At 70.3% G+C, this 17298-nt stretch carries 15 protein-coding genes; 5 read left to right on the top strand and 10 right to left on the bottom strand.

What is annotated here, in order from left to right:
- Positions 1-69: 69 nt before the first annotated feature.
- Positions 70-981: a biosynthetic peptidoglycan transglycosylase gene (locus tag NR792_RS04375; RefSeq protein ID WP_375758806.1), complete on the top strand. Its 912-nt coding sequence runs from the start codon at positions 70-72 to the stop codon at positions 979-981.
- A gap of 25 nt (positions 982-1006) precedes the next feature.
- On the opposite strand, the gene NR792_RS04370 is transcribed toward NR792_RS04375, so the two are convergent.
- Positions 1007-1852, bottom strand: coding sequence for a biosynthetic peptidoglycan transglycosylase (locus NR792_RS04370; RefSeq protein ID WP_375758805.1), 846 nt, complete (start codon positions 1850-1852; stop codon positions 1007-1009).
- A 122-nt stretch (positions 1853-1974) separates the two neighbouring features.
- On the opposite strand from NR792_RS04370, the gene NR792_RS04365 reads away from it, so the two are divergent.
- A complete protein-coding gene (locus tag NR792_RS04365; protein ID WP_375758804.1) occupies positions 1975-3522 on the top strand; it encodes a hypothetical protein in 1548 nt (515 codons plus the stop codon).
- Between the two features lie 4 nt (positions 3523-3526).
- Here NR792_RS04365 and NR792_RS04360 read toward each other — a convergent pair whose 3' ends face one another.
- The 9 genes from NR792_RS04360 to NR792_RS04320 form a co-directional block, all read right to left on the bottom strand.
- Entirely contained in the window at positions 3527-4501 is a 975-nt protein-coding gene (locus NR792_RS04360) for an N-acetylmuramoyl-L-alanine amidase (protein WP_375758803.1), read from the bottom strand.
- A 48-nt stretch (positions 4502-4549) separates the two neighbouring features.
- Positions 4550-6319, bottom strand: coding sequence for an asparagine synthase (glutamine-hydrolyzing) (gene asnB / locus NR792_RS04355; protein WP_375758802.1), 1770 nt, complete (start codon positions 6317-6319; stop codon positions 4550-4552).
- Between the two features lie 13 nt (positions 6320-6332).
- The gene (locus tag NR792_RS04350; RefSeq protein ID WP_375758801.1) at positions 6333-8306 is read right to left on the bottom strand and encodes a PqqD family peptide modification chaperone; all 1974 of its coding nucleotides are present in this window, start codon (positions 8304-8306) and stop codon (positions 6333-6335) included.
- Between the two features lie 31 nt (positions 8307-8337).
- Positions 8338-10083, bottom strand: coding sequence for a DUF692 family multinuclear iron-containing protein (locus tag NR792_RS04345; RefSeq protein ID WP_375758800.1), 1746 nt, complete (start codon positions 10081-10083; stop codon positions 8338-8340).
- Between the two features lie 108 nt (positions 10084-10191).
- A complete protein-coding gene (locus NR792_RS04340; RefSeq protein WP_375758799.1) occupies positions 10192-10365 on the bottom strand; it encodes a hypothetical protein in 174 nt (57 codons plus the stop codon).
- 62 nt (positions 10366-10427) lie between these two features.
- Positions 10428-11597, bottom strand: a complete 1170-nt coding sequence (locus NR792_RS04335) for a glycosyltransferase (RefSeq protein WP_375758798.1) — start codon at positions 11595-11597, stop codon at positions 10428-10430.
- 16 nt (positions 11598-11613) lie between these two features.
- Positions 11614-12231: a hypothetical protein gene (locus NR792_RS04330; RefSeq protein ID WP_375758797.1), complete on the bottom strand. Its 618-nt coding sequence runs from the start codon at positions 12229-12231 to the stop codon at positions 11614-11616.
- A 173-nt stretch (positions 12232-12404) separates the two neighbouring features.
- Positions 12405-12776, bottom strand: a complete 372-nt coding sequence (locus NR792_RS04325) for a hypothetical protein (protein ID WP_375758796.1) — start codon at positions 12774-12776, stop codon at positions 12405-12407.
- Between the two features lie 2 nt (positions 12777-12778).
- Positions 12779-13510, bottom strand: coding sequence for a hypothetical protein (locus NR792_RS04320; RefSeq protein WP_375758795.1), 732 nt, complete (start codon positions 13508-13510; stop codon positions 12779-12781).
- A 201-nt stretch (positions 13511-13711) separates the two neighbouring features.
- On the opposite strand from NR792_RS04320, the gene NR792_RS04315 reads away from it, so the two are divergent.
- From NR792_RS04315 to NR792_RS04305, 3 genes are read left to right on the top strand one after another with little or no spacing between them, the layout of a single operon-like run.
- Positions 13712-14413 (top strand): hypothetical protein, encoded by a 702-nt coding sequence (locus tag NR792_RS04315; protein WP_375758794.1) that lies wholly within the window; start codon positions 13712-13714, stop codon positions 14411-14413.
- Positions 14385-15467, top strand: a complete 1083-nt coding sequence (locus NR792_RS04310; RefSeq protein WP_375758793.1) for a hypothetical protein — start codon at positions 14385-14387, stop codon at positions 15465-15467. The genes NR792_RS04315 and NR792_RS04310 overlap by 29 nt, the downstream gene beginning before the upstream one ends.
- A 57-nt stretch (positions 15468-15524) precedes the next feature.
- Entirely contained in the window at positions 15525-17297 is a 1773-nt protein-coding gene (locus tag NR792_RS04305; RefSeq protein WP_375758792.1) for a protein kinase, read from the top strand.
- The last annotated feature ends 1 nt before the right edge of the window (position 17298 follow it).

Below are 17298 nucleotides of genomic sequence, written 5' to 3'. Positions count from 1 at the left end.
CTCCGACAGCCCCCCCTCCCCGAGAACGAGGTCTCCCCACCGCGCCCCCGTGGGAGGTCGCACCGGGTGGTGGCGGTCCTGCTCCGGGGGCTGGCCCTGGCGCCTCTCGCGCTCGCCGCCGGCCTCCTCTGGGTGTCCCAGGGGCTGCCGTCGGTGTCGCTCCTGGCCCACGAGCCCCCCGTGCGGACCAGCTACATGCGCAGGGCCATCACCGAGGGCCGGCTCGCGCCGGACGCCCGGGTGGAGTGGTTCCCACTGAGCGCCATGTCCCTGCCCATGGTGTGCGGCGTGGTGAAGGCGGAGGACACGGTCTTCTTCGCGCACCGCGGCTTCAACCACCAGCAGACCCTCCAGGCCATCCAGGGCCGGCTCCAGGGCCGGGTGGTGGGCCACAGCACCATCACCATGCAGCTGGCGCGCAACCTCTTCCTCGGCCCTGAAAAGACGGTGGCCCGCAAGGTGCGCGAGGTCCTCCTCACCCGGGAGCTGGAGAGCGCGCTGACCAAGCCCCAGTTGCTGGAGCTGTACCTCAACATCATGGAGCTGGGCCCGGAGGTCTGGGGCGTCGCCCAGGCCAGCCGGCACTACTTCGGCAAGTCCCCCTCGGAGCTGGATGCCTTCGAAGGCACCTTCTTCGGCGCCATCGCCCCCGCTCCGCTCCAGCCGCTGGAGGGCCCCAACCTGGAGCGTGCCCGCGCCAAGCAGGCCCAGCTCCTCTGGAGGCTCTACGTCTCCGGCCTCCTCGCCCCCGCCCCGTACCAGGCCGCCATGCGGCGCCACCTCACGGTCTTCCAGGCCCTCTCCCACGGCGCTGCGCTCGAGGAGGCGCTGGCGCGCACCGCGCCCGCGGACGCGCCCCTCCCTCCGCTGCCCTCCCGCAGGGTGAAGGAGGAGCTACCGCCCGAGCGCGTGCTCGCGGAGTCCTGCGGCCACAGGGCCGAGCTCCAGCAGTGGATCCACCACCCCGTCCCGAAGTTCTGACGGCCCCCAGCCCCCGCGGGAAGCGCTACCGGATGTCGAGCGCACACCCCGTGGTCAGGATGGCCTCCAGCCTCCGCGCCCCCGCCTCCTCGGCGGGAGCCGCCGCGGGAGGGAGCGCCGGACGCGCGCGGGCCAGCGCATCCTCCAGGGACAGGCCGCTCGCGAGCGCCGCGTACAGGTGGCTGGCCCGCTCGGAGGCGTCCTGCCACACCTCCGGACTGATGATGGCCGAGCCGCGCATCTGCTTGAGCGCCCGGCGCTGGACGCGCTCCGCCCGCTCCAGGTTGACGCCCTCCAGTGCGCGAGTCGGCGCGGGAATGAGCGCCGCCAGGACGGAGGCCTCGAACGCATCCAGCTCCGCGGGGGACTTGCCGAAGTAGTGCCTGGAGGCGGCATCCACGCCCCAGATGCCGTTCCCCCACTCGATGACGTTGAGGTACAGCTCCAGGATGCGGCGCTTGCCCACGCGCTGCTCCAGCCGCAGGGCCAGCCACGCTTCACTGGCCTTGCGCTGCACGGTCCGCTGGTTGTCGAGGTACAGGTTGCGCGCGAGCTGCTGCGTGAGGGTGCTCCCTCCCATCTTCGGGGAGCCCTGGGCCGCGAACATCAGCGCCCGGAACAGCTGCGGCCCGTCGAACCCCGCGTGACGGAAGAACTCCGTGTCCTCCGCCTTGACGACCGCGCAGATGAGCACGGGCGCAATCCCTCCCAGCGGCGTCCACGCCTCACGCCCAGGTGAAGCCACCGCGCCCTCCAGGGCACGCAGCTGCCTGTAGCGCGTCTCGGTGGGGTTGGACGTGGCCAGCGGCGACACGTCCGGCAGGGTGTGGATGCAGCCGCCCACCTTGCCCAATCCCAGGCCGAGCAACACGGCCAGTGCGCCTCCGAACCAGCGCCTCCATTTCCACCGGCCTGCGGAAAGCAAGTGAAGCAAGGGAGGCATGGGACTCGGCACTTTCAAGATATTTTGATTAAGCTACAGCGGGCCGAGGAATGCGTAAACTGTCGCCTGTCTCCCTTCAAATCCTGCGTCGAGACCTCCCCCTGGCGGTGCTGGCCATGCTCTTCGCCCTGGGCGTGAGCCGGCTGCGCGCCATGGCGGAGCTTGACGTGGACGCCGCCGTCCACCTCTATCGGGTGCTCGAGCGGGACCTGCCGGGCCTCGTGACGTTCCCCTACGCGGCGCACAAGGTGCTGCTGCCCGTCTACGCGGTGTCCGTCAAGCTCACGCAGTGGCTGGGCGGTGACGTGCTGCTCGGCTTCCGGCTGTTGCATGCCGCCGCGCTGGCCCTGGCCGGGGTGCTGCTGTGCCGGCTGCTGGGGCGCTGTGGCGTGGCGGCCTGGCCGGCCGTGCTGCTCTCCGCGGCGTGGGTGACCTGCGGCGGCAACCTGTTCCTGCTGCGCACGTTCGAGGATGACGTCCTCTACCTTCCCTGGCAGGTGGCGCTGCTCGGGCTGTTCGTGTCCCGGCTGGAGTCCTGGAGCGCGCGGGACGCCTGGGTGGGCGGACTGATGCTCGGCGCGGCCTGGCTCATGCACTACCCCGCCCTTGTCTGGGCCGGGCCCATGCTGCTGGCGTGCGCGAGCGGAGGACCGCGCGAGCAGCCCTGGCTGTCGGCCGGGAGGCTGAGAAGCCTGGGGGCGGTGCTGCTGGGGGGACTGGTGGTGTTGCTGGCCTTCGGTGTGGTCCGCTGGCTGTGTGGGGGCAGCTGGGCCTCCTACGTGGAGCTGCTGCTCCTCAAGCCCAATGCGGTGGTGGGCAAGCTCGCGAGCCCGGCGTGGATGTTGATACGCCTGTCCAACATGCCCGCGGTGTTGGTGCCCTTCTGGCCGTGGGCGGAGATGGCGCGGCCCACCCTGCTCCAGCTGGCGTTCGCCGTCGGCATCCTGGTGTGGTCCCTCATCGCGCTGCTGCGGCCGCTGCGGAAGGCGGAGGCCGCCACGCCCCGTGAGCGGGTTTCCACCTTCGTCTTCCGCTCGCTCGTCATCTGCAGCCTGCCGTCCGTCATCATCCCGGATGGGGCGCTCTACGAGCGCATGGGCCATGTCGCGCTGTTCGCGCTGGTATTGCTGGGGCTTCGGCTCGCCCCACCCAGCCTCACCGCGGCCCCTGCCAGTGACACCCTTCCCCCGGCGCCGCCCTCTGCCTCGCCGAGGGCGTCCTGGGGCGCCGCCGCCCTCGTGTCCACCTCGCTGCTCTGGGCGGCCTGGCAGGAGCGCGACAGCTCGTGGATGGCGCGCTACACGGCCCTGCGCGAGGCCCACCCGGAAGCCTGCCGGTTCGTGTTCTCCGAATCCGAGTTCACCCCTGGCGACATCCATGAGTACGGGCGGGCCTTCGCGCTGCTGGAGGCGCTGCCGTCGCACCGCCTGATCCGCACCAGCGACGTGTCCTGGAAGGTGGCCCCGCGCTTCACCACGCCCGGCGAGGCACGAAGCGAGCACCGGGACTGTGTCTGGTACTCCGCCGCGGGACGGGCCCTGATGAGGCACGGAGGCGCCCCGGCGTCCGCGGGGGCATCCCCCGGGCTTGAGCCTTGAGCTGCTATTGGCAGGCGAACAGGTGGCTGAGCTTGAACGAGGGATTGGCACTCAGCCGCCCCCCGTTGTGGACGAGCCTGCGCGCGACCACCGCCCCGCGAATGTCATAGGTGAGCTGCTCGCAGCGCATCCAGGGGATCCCCCAGCGCTCCACGAGCTCGGTCCGCACGTACGCCGCGTCGGCGCCCGACTGGGCCTCCGGCATCGAGGGGAGCGCGGGGTAGATGTCCGCGAGGGCAATCTCCTGGCCCCGGAGGAGCCGGAGGTAGTTGAGGATTCCCACCGTGATGGCCATGGCCTCCTTCTGGTTGTGGGGCTCGGTGGCCAGGCGCCGGTCCTCGTCGGGAATGCTGAGCCGGGAGGCCTCGACCAGCACTCCGGGCATCTGGAGCTTCTGGAGCACCGCCAGCGAGGACGGCAACGCGCCCCGGTTGATGGTGCCCAGGTAGTGGGAGACGGCGGTGGACACGTTCTGCGCGAGCGGCAGGGAGCCCTCGTCCCCCTCCGGAAAGAACACCTTGGTGGCGTTGTCGGGCCCGGGGGCGAAGTCGTGGTGGACGCTGACGAACAGGTCGCAGTCCCGGGTGTTCGCGAAGTCGCTGCGGCACCCCAGCTCGGCCGCCGCCGAGGGCTCCTGACCGCAGCGCACGTCCTCCATACGGGTCAGCTCCACCCGCGCTCCCGCCGCTTCCAGGTATTGCTTCAGGAAGAGCGACACGCGCAGGTTGACGGCGCCTTCCCTCTGGCCGGTCGCCACGCCCACCGAGCCTCCGGTGTAGTAGTCGCTCGGGACCTTTCCCTCACCCCCATGGCCAGGGTCGATACAGACAACCGCCCTGGACAACGGCGCCCGGGGGTTCCATGGCCCGGCGACGAGCCTGGGTCGCGGGGCACGGGGTTGGACAGACGTGTTTGCCTGCACGAATGCCGTGCCCAGCAGCAATGCGAGCAGGGCTGGGATGACAGTCCACTTCTTCATGCACGGCTCCTTCTCGCGACGGCGCGAGGGTAGCACCGAAGGAGCGGCTCATGACGCGCGGGTACCGGGCGCGGCCTTCTCGAGCGCCTCTTCCAGCTCGCGCCGGTGCCCGGTGTAGAGCTCCTTCCAGCGGAAGCCCTCGGGCACCTCTCCCCCATGGCCGACGAAGAGATACACGAACAAGTCCAGCAGGAGTCGCTGGGCCGGCGAGGCGCAGTACCTGTGCAGGGCGTGGTGCGTCAGGCCTTCCGCCGACACCCTCTCCCCAGCCACGCGGTTGAGCTCCTCCGCCGTACGGCGGACCGCGGAGGGAGCCGCGAGCTTGGGTCTGTCGACGATCTCGGCGGCCATCGAGTCAGGCAGCACCCCGCGGGCCGCCGCGCGCAGGAGCGCCTTGCAGGTCCGCCCCCGGATGCGCTGCTCCCAAGGCAGCGAGAGCGCCAGGTCGCGGATCCCCTTGTCCAGGTAGGGCACGCGGACCTCCAGGCCACTCGCCATGGAGCCGAGATCCCACACGCGCAGGTGCCCATCCGTGAGCTGCCCTTCCAGGAAGAACTGGTGGAAGGCCTCGCGCGCGGCGTCGGACTGCGGGGTGACCAGCTTCCGGAGCGTCGCCTTGGTGGAGGCACACTCGTCCGAGGGCACCTCGCCCGTTCGGATCATCCGGTTGTAGTTCTCCGCGCAGGCCTTCACCCAAGGGCCCGGCGTGGCATGGGTCATATAGCCCGCGAAGAGCTCATCGGCCCCGTCTCCGCACAGCACCGCCTTGACGTGGTGACGGATGTGCGGTGCGGCGGACTCGACGATGGTGGGCTCGGCCGGCCCCTCCAGCGCGCAGATGGCGCGAGGCAGGGTCTCGAGCAGCTCGGCCGCGCTGAAGACATACTCATGATGCTGGGTGCCCAGGCGCTCCGCGAGCCGCCGGCTCACGTCGAGATCCAGGTGCCCGGCATCATCCGCCAGGCTGAAGGTGTGCAGCCGCTGCACCCCTTCTCGCGCCAGCAGCGCGGTCAGCAACGAGCTGTCCACGCCACCGGAGAGGAAGAGGCCCACCGGGTGATCCGCCACGTGCTGCTGCCGCACGGAGCCCGCAAGCCGCTCGATCAACAGGGCCACCCGCTCCTCTTCGCTCGTGGGCAGGGTGAGCGGGCGTGGCGCGCTGTGCTGACCAGGGCGCAGCTCGAGCATGCCATCCGGCCGGAGTAAGACCTCGAGCGTGCCTCCGGGCGGGACCTGCCGCACGCTCTTGAAGAGGGTGCGCTCACCGAGGAGGAAGCGGAAGGTGGCCCACTCGAAGAGGGCGGCACGGTCCAGCTCGCGTGGCAGCGCCGGGTCCACCAGCAGCGCCTTGAGCTCCGAGGCGAACAGGAGCCGGCGGCCTCCATCCACGAGCGCGTAGTACAGCGGCTTGATGCCAAAGGCGTCACGCGCGAGGGTGAGCCGCTCGCCGTCCGACACCGCGAAGGCGAACATGCCCTCGATGTCCTCCAGGCAGGCCAGCCCCCGCCGCTCCAGGGCGTGGAGAAGCACCTCGGTGTCGCCGCGCGTCCGGAACGGCTGTCCTTCGCGCTCGAGGCCGCGGCGCACCGCCTCGTGATTGTAGAGCTCGCCGTTGAAGACGAGCGTCAGCCCGCCCTCGCTGGCCATGGGCTGCGCTCCACCCGCGAAGTCGAGCAGGCTCAGCCGCGTGCTGCCCAGGCCCGCATGCCCGACCAGGCAGGTGCCCTGCCCATCCGGACCCCGGTGCTTGATCCGCTGGGTCATGCGCTCGAGCAGCGCACGATCCGGCCTACCGAAGATGCCAGCAATCCCACACACAGGAGGCTCCTCTTCACGCCTCCGCGAGCGCGGCCGGTCTCTTCTCCGTGAAGATCACCAGGCCCTCGCGGTGGAACCGGTCGAGCGCCTCCAGCACGGCGCGCTCCACCTGATCCGCGGAGCGCTCGTGCTGGCGCCGATAGCCTTCGATCAGCTCCCCTACCGTGCGCTCGCCATCACACCGCGAGACCAGCTCCGCGGTGAAGGGATTGACCCGGAAGTGGTGTCCGTAGAGGTTGGGCCGCTTGTGGAAGAGCACGGTCGCCTCGCCCCCTGCGCCCTGCCCCGCGCCGAGCACCCTGGGCGGCAAGGCGCTGAAGCGCTCCATCCGCACCCATCTGCTGCGCAGCGGAACCAGGGACCGCAGCCGCTCGGCGGGGACCTCTGACTTCATCGACTCCCAGAGGTCCGGGAAGTCGAAGGGCGGCTGTCCCCCATCCTCGGCGCTGAAGTGGCCCATCCACGCGATCAGCCCCGCCCAGCGGGCAGCCTCCGCCAGGGACGGCTCCACGCTCTTCCCGCCTTGAGCCGAGCCGACCCACCGGCAGAACGCCACCGCGTCGACGAAGGGGTTGGTGTGCGCCTCCGGGTGGGCGTCCAGGAAGGCCTGGATCATCGCGTCGGCACCCTCCCCCAGGGCTTCGAGCAGCACGGGCACGGTGCGCCGCAGGGCCTCGGTACGGTCCGCGGGCACGCCGCGATCGGCCGCGGTCATGTTCCGCGGCTGCCCCCGGTGCCGGGCGAGGACGTCCTCGAAGAGGCGCGTGTACTCGGCGGCGAGGTCCCTCTGGGGCAGCCCTTCCAGCAGCTCCAGGCCGCGCAGGCCGATGGCTCGCGCGCCGGCCGGATCCTCGATGGCCCGGCGCAGCGCCGCCGCCAGCTCGCCATGCACCTTCGGGTCGGGCACCAGGAGCACGTTCTGCCCGGAGACCAGGCGCTCGCGGAACGGCTGCTTGGCGGCGACCTCCCCGGAGAGCACGAGGCAGGTGCCACAAGCGAGCACCTCCTTGGGCACCGTGGGCGCATGGAAGGTGATCGGAAAATCGCGCTCCAGGAAGCACACCGCGCGGCAGGCGCGGATGAAGCGGGCCACCTTCCAGTGGGCGACGAAGGGCAACACCCAGGACTGCTCCGCCAGGCCCTGCTCCTCGATGGCCTTGTGCAGGGGCAACGTCCTGCGGCCGCGAGTGAGGACCACCAGGTTGAAGCGCAATCCCTCCTTGCGCAGCATGCCCAGCGCGCTCAGCAAGTCATACGTCCCCTTGACGACGCCCACCTTGCCGTAAATGCCAATCACAGGCAGCGACGGATCGATCGGGCGCGGGTTGTTCACCAGGTGCGGGTGATCGCGGACCAGCTCGCTGAGATAGCCATTGAGATCCAGCGGCTCGACGTCGGGGCTGAAGCACTTGCGGATGAGGTCCGGGGGCACGCCGCGGTAGATGTTGTCGGGGTGCACCCCCATGCCCATGAACATCAGGGGGTTGCCGACACAGACGCCGTGCGCGTGCCGGAGGACCTCATGGTACGTGGTGCCCAGGCCCGGCCGGTTCATCAGCCGGCCCAGGTCACTGCCGGCGTTGCGCACCAGGTACGGCACGCCCGTCCAGGACGAGGCCAGGTGCGCCGCGACGCCATAGGGCTCCAGGTAATAGCTGAAGATGACCTCGCAGCCGTAACGGCGGATGACCTCCGTGGCCAGACCGGCGAGCTTGCCGAGGAACGGATTGCTCTGGGGCACGTGCAGGAAGGCCGGAGAGTGAGCCTCCGTCCGGTGGACGCGCACCCGCCCCTGGCCAAAGGTCGGCTCCAACCAGGAGCGATCATCGGCCGTGAGCATGAGCCGGTAGTCGTCCTCGACTTCGTCCGCGTTGGTCACCACGTGGACTTCATGGCCCGCCTCGGCCAGCGCACGGCACATCCAATACGACTGGGCGCTCACGCCCCCTTGGATGGGGGGGTACTTCACGATGGCACAGATGCGCACGAGGCTCTCCAAGTGGCTCGGCGGGAGCGAATCAGCTCGCCGCGGCGAAGGTGAGGGCATTCAGCTCGTAGAGACGGCGGAGGGCCTCGACGAAGGGCTGCGCCCCCGTGGCGGGCGACAGCAGCGAGGCGAGCTCCGCCGTGGTGCGGGTCCCATCGCACAGCTCGAGCAGGCGTTGTGTCCGCTCGTTGATGGCCAGATGGCGCACGTTGCGGAAGCCCGGCGCCTTGGTGAAGAGCACCACCGTGGGCTTGCCCGGGGACTCGTCTCCCACGGCCTGGCCCTCGTTGATGCGCCGCACGAGAGCGGTGACGTCACACGCGAAGCGCTCCACCCGGATGTGGGGCCCGGTGACAGGCCGCGCGGCCAGCACCTCCTCGAGGCTCGGAGCGGGACGGCTCTCGTAGGCACGACGGAAGTCCAGGGCGCTCTGGACCGGGACGGCCATCGACGACAGCTCGAGCTGGACGCGCTCGAAGCGAACGATGTCGGCCAGGGGTGAACGCAGCTCGGGACGCTGCTCCACCACCCGCTCGAGCAGCTGGAGGAACCAGAAGGCATCCCGCACCGTGCGGTTCACGAACTCGGGGGAGTGGCGCGGGGTGTACTCGTCCACGAAGCGGTGCGAGAGCTCATGCCAGAGCTTCCGGGCCTGAAGCCACCGGCAGCTCGCTGGCGCCATCTTGCTCACGAGCATGAGCCGCTTGCTCGCCAGATCATGGGCGAACGTGGTGAGCGCCTCTGCCCCCACCGCGACGAGCGCTTCCGTCTGCTCCGGCAGGAGGCCCAGCTCCTCGCCCACGACCTGGGGATTGCCCACCAACCGCCGTCCGAGCCCCGTCTCCACCAGCACCCGGGCCAGCGCGGCCTGGAACTCCGGCGCGTCCACGGGCAAGGCCTCCGTGGGGCGCTCGGGCCATACCGGGGCCGAGTCCCGCACCGGCCTCCGGACCGGGACCTGGTGGGCGCGGTGGAGGATCTCCTGGGCCCGCTGGATGTCCTGGAGCATCTCCTGGAACTCTTCAGGGAAGTTCTGATCCCGTTCGATCAGGATGGCCCGCACCCGCGTGCGCTGCACCAGGTACTCCAGCAGGCTCCAGACCTCGGGATGCGCGTCCACCCGCTGGCTATGGCTGTCGATCCATTGCCCGGCACGCCGCTCGCCCCCCGCCAGATGCACCTGGATGACGCGCTCGAGCGGCAGCGCATCGAGGAAGGCATAGGGATCGTAGCGGTGGTTCTGGGAGTTGATGAAGAGGTTGGCCAGATCCAGCAGCAGCCCGCAGTCGGCGTCCGTCACCACCCGGCTGATGAACTCCGCCTCGCCCATGGGGCTCTGGAAGGCGAAGGGATAGGTGATGTTCTCGAGCAGGAACGGGAGGCCGACGATCTCCTGCACCTGCCGCGTCTTGGCGGCACACCGCCGGACTCCGGCCTCGGTGAAGGGCAGCGGCGTCAGCTGCCCCAGCTCCATGCCCCCCGCCTGCGTCAGGCACAGGTGATCACTGGTGAAGGGCGCACGGACGAGCCGGGTGAGCTCGGCCACCTCCTCGCAGTACCCGACGTCCAACGGCCCCGCTGTGCCAATGGACATCTCCAGCGCATGCGGCACCAGCGGATGGGTGTCCAGCATCGGCAACGCGCGCTCGAAGCTCTCGGGCACGGAGCGCACGTACCGGTCGGCGATCAGCTCGAACCAGTCGATGCGGTCCATGAACTTCAACTGCTGATCACGCAGCTCGGGGCGGTAGCCAATCCCCACCCCGAGTACGGGCACATCATCCAGCCTGGACAAGAGCTCTCCCGGGTGCGCGCACACAGGAAGAGCTTCGCGCCCCTAACGTGGCGTGCCGTTCACCGCACGGACACCGTGCCTGCTCGCGACTCAGGCGTTGGACGGGGTGCCGCAGAGGCAGGAGCCGCACACGCAGCTGAAGCACACGCTGCCGGTGTCCTGAAAGGCGTAGGCAGGGCCACAGTCGAGCATCTCCAGCTTGAACTCCTCGGTCTCGACCTGGACCTGCGTCTGCGTGTCCTGCAAGAGGGCGGCGTTTTCCATGGAGTACCTCAGCGAGCCAGAGTTTATAGGGTACTCACGGTATCCAGGCTTCACTCCGGGTGTCAATCCCGAGGCACTCCGCTGCCCGTGAGGGCTGCCACGACCGTGTCCACGCCGCTGCGGGAGCTCAGGGTGGCCGCGAGTCCCCGGGCCTGCTCGCGCAGGCGGTCGTCGGTGAGCGCCTGTTGCACCGCGGAGGCCAGTGGGTGCGCGGTCACGCCGCGCGCGGGCACTGGCGCGGGTGCGATCCCCAGCTGGTGCGCCCGCTCCGCCCAGAAGGGCTGATCAAACGCATGGGGGACCACCACCTGGGGGACTCCGGCGCGCGCGGCGGCCGCCAGGGTGCCCGCACCGCCGTGATGCACCACGGCCCTGACACGCGCGAAGAGCGGACCATGCGCGGTGTGGCCAATCGGGAGCACCCGTCCGAAAGGCTCCCGCTGTGGGGGCACGGCCTTGCCTGTGAAGAACAAGACCCGGCACCCCACGGCCGTGGCGACCTCGTGGACGAGTCGCTCGTCAAGGGCGGGCTGGCTCCCCGAAAGGCTGCCAAAGCCAACGTAGACAGGCGGCTCACCGGCCGCGAGAAACGCCTCCACCTCGGCGCTGAGCGGACGCGGGTCGTCGAGCAGCAGCGCGCCTGGCGGCGGCCTCCAGAGCTTCACTCCGTCAAGAGGGCCCACGAGCTCGGCGTCGGCGGCGAGCAACACGCGCTCGGGAGCGAAGGCGTAGGCGAGCAGCTCCTCCACGGCTGGCAGTCCATGCCTGGAGTGGAAGCTCCGCAGGGTCTGGAGCAGCACCTCGGGCATGGCGATGGAGCGGCGCCCTCCTGTCAGGAAGACCCCGGGTGCATAGGCGACGGCGAGGTAGGGCACGCCCACGGACTCGGCCGCCGAGCGGATGGCGAAGGACATCCCCGCGCCAAGGACGAGATCCACGCCCCGCGAGAGCGCGGGGATCCGCTCGAGGTGGGTCAGGAACTCCTGCTCGAGGAACGCCTGGACCCCGGATGGCGAGGTGCGTCCGGGGCCTGCTGCGGGCTGGCTCCGGATGAACGCGTCGATGTCCTGGCCAAGAGGCTCGAAGGGCACCGAGAAGGCGGCGGCGTCCGGGGCGTAGAGCGGCCGCGCGGCGAGCACGGCCTCGTGCCCCGCCGCGCGCAGCCCCAGGGCCAGGGCCAGCATGGGTTGGAAGTCCCCGCGAGAGCCCGGGGCAGCGAGCAGCAAGCGCATCTCACGCTCCTGACGGCTAAAGGGAGAACCTCACGCCCACCCGCTCATGCAGCAGATGAACGTTCGTGCCGAGCAGCCGCACGTAGGTATAGGCCGCTCCTATGTTGAGCGCGAACCATCGATTGGGATGCCACTCCACCCCGGCCCAGACTTCCGGGAAGACCCCCAGGCGCGACTCGAAGTTGGGATCCGACTCGCCGTCGCCGTCATCATCGAAGTCGAAGTCGAGCGATTGCACGGTGGTGACGAGGGGCAGCCCCAGGAACTCCCTGCCCGCTCCCGCGGCTCCGAGCTTCAGCCCGCCACCGACGTACGGAACCCATCGCTGGCCTGCGTCGTCGCGCCAGCGGTAGAGCAGCCCAGGGGTGACGCCCAGCTCGGAGAAGGTGGCATCCCCAGAGCCGCCTACCCCCAACTCCAGCGGCAGGCGGAACGCCCACCGGGCACCGAGATCCACCTGGAGCGAGGCCTGGAGGCTGATGCCTACCGCCGCCCGGCCGCCCGAGAACGCCTGCATGGGCCCCAGGGCGATGGGCTCCAGGTTGATTCCCGCACCGAAATAGCCCGAGCGCGGCACGTCACCCGCGGTCGGTGTCGATGCGAGGACGACGACAAGAAGCGGTGCAAGGGTCATGTCGTCTCTATACGGTCAGAGACGTGGCTCGGGCCAGCCGATGGCGTCAGTGGGGCCGCAGCCACCGCACGAGCAGCAGCGCGAGCAGCACCCAGAAGGTGATGATGACCGCCCCGGCCCGCCCGGAGCCGCTCGCGCCGGGCGCCAGGCGGCTCCGGCCGATGAAGCCCGGTTCAGCGCGTCTTGTCCTGGTATGCCTTCACCAGGGCGTTGATGCGCCGCCCGCTGGGGTCCTCCTTCTTGGGGTCGGCGATGACGAGCACCGTCTTTCCCGAGACCACGGCGGAACCGACCGCGTTGCCGACGAGGGCCCAGCCGGCCTCCTCGGCCTGCCTGGCCTTGTCGGCGCTGTCAAAGACACACACCGTGGCCTCCAGGCCGCTCACCTTGCCGGCCTGGCACTTGCCCCCGGGGAGCTTCTCACCGACGTCGGTGAACGCGGAGGGCGACTCTCCCGCCGCCTTCCACGCCGCCAGCACGTCGTCCACGCCGCTGGAGCAACCCGCCACCAGCAACACCATCACGGGGATGAGCGCGCGCCGCATGCTCAGTGCCGTCCCTTGAACTTCTTGTGTTTCTTGTGCTTCTTGTGCTTCCGGTGGTCGTGGTGGTCGCAGTGGTCATCGTGCACGTGCACGACGCGCTCCTCGCGGATGATGACCACGTCCCGCCGGGGCGGAGGCGGCGAGCCCACCCGCACCTCGACGCTCGGCAGGTTCAGGCCCACCTGGATGATGGGGCCGTGGTACTCGGGCGGCGGAGCCACCGTCACCACCGGGCGCGGCGCGCTCCACGTGCGGTACACCGTGTTGACGCGCCCCCGCTTCGGGCTCTCCTGCTTGTACGCGTCAGGGTATTCGCCCGCGTAGTAGTGGACGTCCTCCTTCTCCACGAACTCCTGGCGCGGCGGCGGCGGGTAGGCGTGGTAGTGCGGCCCGTCGTGGTAGCAGTACTCCACCGTGTCCACGTCCACGTCGATGTTGATGATGACGTTGAGGACCACCGGGTGGTGCCCGTAGTAGGGGTGCCGGGTCCCCTCGTAGCCGAAGGGCGTCGGGTCACCGATGAACACATAGGCGTTGTCGTGCGTGCGGTAGAGCGTATCGACATACATCGGCGCGGCGGTGTGCACGTGCATCATCTCGATGTGGCACAGCCCATCCGCGGGTTGGCCGGTGCGCGGGTGCATGCCCGCGTACTTCCACTGCTTCGCCTCGGCCGCGCTGGCGGCCGTGAGCAGCAGCAGCGCGGACAGGCCGGCCAGATTCATCCGTGACATGGTGGGGGTCCTCTTTCGGGAGCGCACGTTATACCGGACCTGCTCCCCCCCAGGTCGAGCACACCCGCGGGCACGGCCTTCGACTCGCACCTCGGGTGTCTGTCCGCGTGCTCCGCGACCGACCAGGGGACAGTGGACGCGAAACGTTTCGACACCACGCCACGCCGCGCGCCTCCGGGTAACCTCCGTCCCCGGTCCCCGATGCTCCCCTCCCCCCAGATACTTCGCCGCTGGCTGCTCGCGCTCTCGGGCGTGCTGACCGCGCTGGGAGTGGGCGTGGAGGTCGCGGCGCTCGCGCTCGGCCCCCGGAAGCTGGAGCCGCTCGTGGCGTTCCTCTCGCTCAGCTACGAGGAGAACCTGCCCACCTGGTACGCCTCGGCGCTGCTGCTGGGCTGTGCCCTCGTGCTCGCGCTCATCGGCCGGGCGGCGGGGCTGTCCCGCGACCCGGGGCGCCGCCACTGGTGGGCCCTGGCGATCATCTTCGCGTACCTGTCGCTGGATGAGAGCGTGGGCCTGCACGAGCACCTCGGAGGCCTGCTCTCGCTGGGAGGCGTGCTGTTCTTCACGTGGGTGGTGCCGGCGGCCATCCTCGTGCTGCTCGGCGGGCTCGCCTTCCTTCCCTTCCTGGCGCGCCTGCCGCCGCGCCGGCGCGCGCAGTTCATCCTGGCCGGTGCGCTGTACGTCGGCGGCGCGCTGGGCATGGAGCTGCCGCTGGGCTGGTGGACGGAGCAGCACGGCAACGACAACCTCGTCTACGCGCTCATCGACCATGTGGAGGAGGCGCTGGAGCTGGTGGGGAGCAGCCTGTTCCTCGCGGCACTGGTGGAGGAGCTGGGCGAACGGGTGGCGCTCACGGCACGAGAGGAGACGGCCCATGAGCCTGGCCCAGCCGCTCCCCGTTGAGGCGGAGCGCCCGGAAGAACCCAGACGTGAGGCGCCGCCGCTCGCCGCGCGCTCGCCGTACATCGTGGGGCCCGTCTTCGATTGGGCCTTCTTCCTGCTGCCGCCCCTGCTGGCGCTCGGGCTGGGCATCGCCATCTCCGGGACGGCCTTCAGCGACACGCCCGTCCGCTTCTTCGGCCAGGAGAAGACGTGGGCCGGGCTGATGGTGGGCAGCCTCATCCATGCGCACCTGGTGGCGGTGTTCCTGCGCAGCCACGGCAACCCCGCCATCTTCCGGCTCCACCCGCTGCGCTTCGTGCTGGTGCCCGTGCTCGCGTGGGCGGCCATCCGGGGCTCGGTGGTGGTGGCCGCTGGCGCCACCGTGCTCGCGACGTTCTGGGACGTGTGGCACTCCGGGCTGCAGACGTTTGGACTCGCGCGCATCTACGACCGCAACCGGGGCAATTCCCCCACGGCGGGCCGCCGGCTCGACTTCTGGCTGAACCACCTGCTGTACGCGGGCCCCATCCTCGCGGGCGCCACGATGCTGGATCACTTCAGCAGCTTCGAGTCCTTCGAGGCGGTGGGGGTGCCGTGGCTCGCCGCCGTGCCCGCGCGGATGACGGCCACGCACCGCGCCTGGACGCTGGGCGTGCTGGGCGTAGGCGGCGCGTTCCTCATCGTCTACGTGGTGGCCTGGGCACGCCTGCGGATGAAGGGACACCGGCCCTCCTTCCACAAGCTGTTCCTGCTGGTCACCACGGGCGCCTGTTCCATCTACTCGTGGGGCTTCAACTCGTGGGGGGAGGCGTTCTTCATCATGAACCTCCTCCACGCCGTGCAGTACCTGGCGCTGGTGTGGGCCATGGAGGGCTCCCGCCTCCGGGAGCGGCTGCGGCTGAAGTGGCGCGGATTGGCGCTCGCGCTCTTCCTGGGCACCGTGGCCGCCTACGGCGTGGGGGCCGAGTTGCTGGACCCGGACCTGGAGAGCCTCTGGGCCTTCACCCTCGTCGTGTCCCTGATGCACTTCTGGTACGACGGCTTCATCTGGTCCGTGGCACGCAAACATGTGTGAGGCTCGCCTGCCTACCTGGTGTCTGCCGCGTCGTGGGCCTTGCTATCTTGCGCGCCCATGAGTGAGCCCACGGCCGTTTCGGATGCCCGCATCGGCACGGTGTTGCAGCAGCGCTACCGCATCCTCGAACGGCTGGCCGCGGGCGGCATGGGCATCGTCTACCGGGGCGAGCGGCTGGAGGTGGGCAAGGCGGTCGCCATCAAGTTCCTCCATGCGTGGGCAGCCCAGGACGAGGACTTCCGCAAGCGCTTCCAGGTGGAGGCGCGGGCGATGAGCCGCCTCACGCATCCGTGCTGCGTGTCGGTCATCGACTTCGGCGTGGACCAGGACTCGCCGTACATGGTGATGGACTTCGTCACCGGCGAGACGCTGCGGGGCCTGCTGCGCGACGGGGCGCTGCCTCTGGGCCGGGCGCTGGCGGCGGTGCGGCAGGTGCTCGCCGGGCTGGCCCACGCGCATGGACAGGGCATCATCCACCGCGACATCAAGCCGGAGAACATCCTCGTCACCCATGCCGTGGGGCTCGGGGAGCAGGTGCGCATCCTCGACTTCGGCATCGCCAAGCTCCGCGACGAGGTGACGGGCATCACCGCGGGGATGATGCTCGGGACGCCCGCGTACATGGCGCCGGAGCAGATCCACGGGGAGCCGGTGGGCCCGCCGGCGGACCTGTATGCCACCGGTGTGCTGCTCTTCGAACTGCTCACCGGCCGGAAGCCCTTCTCCGCGCAGGGCACCGCGGAGCTGCTGCGCATGCACCGCGAGGTGCCGCCCCCGCGGCTGCGTGACGCGGCACCGGATGCGGGCTTCTCCGCCGGGCTCGAGGCGGCGGTGGCGAAGGCGCTGGCGAAGGCCCCCACGGAGCGCTTCCAGTCCGCGGCGGAGTTCCTGTCCGCGCTCGACGTGGAGTTGATGGCGGTGTCGGAGACCCAGACGACTCCGAGGCCCACTCCCGCCACTCCGATGGGACCGGAGGCGCAGCGCTCCGCGAGCGAGGCTCTGGAGCCTGCTCCCACCGCGTCAGCGCGCCCGGTGGACAAGGCTGTCGCGAAGCAGCACGCTCCTGCGCCCACGCGCGAGATCCGGATACGGACCCCGGCTGGAATGCGAACTCCGGAGCACGAGTCGTCCCTGGAAGCCCCGGCGGCGGAGCCGGCGTCCTCGCGCCACGAGGCCACGGAGCGCATCGCCGACGCGAAGCCCGCCGCCCCTGGACCCCAGGCGCGCGCTCCCTTCCGCTTCGGACACGTCACGGTGGGCGGCGCGGCGGTGCTCGTCCTGCTCGGTGCGGCGATCGTCTGGCGGGGGAGCCCTCCGGCCGCCTCCCTCCCGGCGCAGAAGGCTCCCGGGGCTTCGAAGGACGGCGCGCGGGAGGAGGCTCCCCAGCAGAAGGCCGCGTCCCCCGACGTGTTTCATCCCGTCCCCGAGCAGCTCCCGGGCATCGACGAAGCCCATCGCTTGATTGCCGCGCAGCGGCGGGACTCGGCGCTGGCGCTCTTGAAGAAGCTGGCCGTGAGGCACCCGAAGAGCGCCTACGTGCGGTACCTGGAGGGCAACGTCGACTTCGACAACCTGCGCTGGGTGGACGGGGTGGCGGCGTACCGGATGACGCTGCGCAATGACCCCGCGTACCGGAACGCTCCCACGCTCATCCAGAACGCCCTCCGCTGCCTCGTCAGCGACCGGTACCACGGCCTCTGCGAGGACTTCATCCGCAAGGACCTGGGCGACGCCGCCGTGCCCTACCTGGAAGAGGCCGCCCGGACGGACCCCATGGCCAACGTGAGGACGCGGGCCTCAATGCTGCTCCGCGAGCGTCAGTCCCGCTGAA

It is taken from the genome of Corallococcus exercitus (genome assembly GCF_042231735.1).
Lineage (GTDB): Bacteria > Myxococcota > Myxococcia > Myxococcales > Myxococcaceae > Corallococcus > Corallococcus exercitus_B.
This window is presented reverse-complemented; position numbering and strand designations above follow the sequence as displayed.

What these genes read in the sequence shown, in the direction of transcription:
- NR792_RS04335 (WP_375758798.1), bottom strand. Translation starts at nt 11,597, where the DNA reads ATGCGCTTGCTGCTCGCTGCCCCGGGCTCTCGCGGGGACTTCCAACCC.
- NR792_RS04330 (WP_375758797.1), bottom strand. Translation starts at nt 12,231, where the DNA reads ATGACCCTTGCACCGCTTCTTGTCGTCGTCCTCGCATCGACACCGACC.
- NR792_RS04305 (WP_375758792.1), top strand. Translation starts at nt 15,525, where the DNA reads ATGAGTGAGCCCACGGCCGTTTCGGATGCCCGCATCGGCACGGTGTTG.
- NR792_RS04365 (WP_375758804.1), top strand. Translation starts at nt 1,975, where the DNA reads ATGCGTAAACTGTCGCCTGTCTCCCTTCAAATCCTGCGTCGAGACCTC.
- NR792_RS04325 (WP_375758796.1), bottom strand. Translation starts at nt 12,776, where the DNA reads ATGCGGCGCGCGCTCATCCCCGTGATGGTGTTGCTGGTGGCGGGTTGC.
- NR792_RS04340 (WP_375758799.1), bottom strand. Translation starts at nt 10,365, where the DNA reads ATGGAAAACGCCGCCCTCTTGCAGGACACGCAGACGCAGGTCCAGGTC.
- NR792_RS04315 (WP_375758794.1), top strand. Translation starts at nt 13,712, where the DNA reads ATGCTCCCCTCCCCCCAGATACTTCGCCGCTGGCTGCTCGCGCTCTCG.
- NR792_RS04320 (WP_375758795.1), bottom strand. Translation starts at nt 13,510, where the DNA reads ATGTCACGGATGAATCTGGCCGGCCTGTCCGCGCTGCTGCTGCTCACG.
- NR792_RS04310 (WP_375758793.1), top strand. Translation starts at nt 14,385, where the DNA reads ATGAGCCTGGCCCAGCCGCTCCCCGTTGAGGCGGAGCGCCCGGAAGAA.
- NR792_RS04360 (WP_375758803.1), bottom strand. Translation starts at nt 4,501, where the DNA reads ATGAAGAAGTGGACTGTCATCCCAGCCCTGCTCGCATTGCTGCTGGGC.